Origin of the sequence: Pseudomonas sp. AU12215, from assembly GCF_001675465.2 — a bacterium.
In the GTDB taxonomy this organism is placed as follows: domain Bacteria; phylum Pseudomonadota; class Gammaproteobacteria; order Pseudomonadales; family Pseudomonadaceae; genus Pseudomonas; species Pseudomonas nitroreducens.
In genome coordinates this window covers 1-785 of record NZ_MACM02000104.1, presented here as the reverse complement: position 1 = coordinate 785, position 785 = coordinate 1, and the positions used below count along the sequence as shown (strand labels likewise).

Sequence of the window (785 nt, the reverse complement as noted above, 5' to 3'; positions counted from 1 at the left end):
TGGTCGGCAGGATCACCGGATTGGCCGACGGGTCGCCGTCGTTGAGGGTGATCTTCAGGTTGTAGTTGCCTTTCGAGCGGTCCTTGTGTGCCACCTTGACGGCGTTCTGACCGGCGTCGCCATTGTCCAGGCCGACAGTGAGGGTCAGGTCACCGGCATCAGCGGTACCCTTGTACTTGCGCACCCGGCCATCACCCAGCGAGGTGAAGTTCACGCTGCTGAAGGTGTCGCCGAACTCGCCCAGGTCCTCGATCTCGCCGATGTCGACGTAAGTGTCGGCCTTGTACTCGGCCTCGGTGTCCGCCGGCGTTTTGGTGCCGAGGGCAACGCGGCAGCCCGCGGCCGTATTGAGATTGTCTTCTGCCATGGTGTCCTCCACTGGCGTTGGGTTGGTGGTGCTCAGGTAGTGGTGATGACGCGCACCGTCGCCGACCCCATATAGGTCCGGCCGTCCGGCTCGCGATTGGTGTCGGTGTCGGTCACCCGCACGGAGACCGCGCGCCCCACCGACAACGCCAGGGGTCGCTCGTCGAGCGCATCCTCGATCTCGCCCAGGATCTGCTTCACCTCGGCCTGGCCCTGGTGGTCGCTCCAGACGCTCAGGTACAGCAGACGCAGCTTCCGCTTACGGCCAGAGATCGGGCTGGTATTGCGGGCCACCTCCCGGTCAATCGTGACGTAGGGGTAAGGCGTGTCCGCCGGTACCGCGTCGTACACCGGCACGCTCAGCTCGGCGGTCAGGCGCTGGTAGACGGCCTGCTGCAGAGGAAATCCGTTGTCAGGCA

2 protein-coding genes are annotated in these 785 nt (G+C 65.0%); both read right to left on the bottom strand.

The window, feature by feature from the left end; all coding sequences use genetic code 11:
• Positions 1–367: hypothetical protein (locus A9513_RS14665; protein ID WP_065085045.1), on the bottom strand; the 367-nt coding region annotated here is incomplete at its 3' end.
• Positions 368–399: 32 nt separating this feature from the next.
• The gene (locus tag A9513_RS14660; protein ID WP_083196135.1) at positions 400–765 is read right to left on the bottom strand and encodes a DUF3168 domain-containing protein; all 366 of its coding nucleotides are present in this window, start codon (positions 763–765) and stop codon (positions 400–402) included.
• Positions 766–785: the final 20 nt, after the last annotated feature.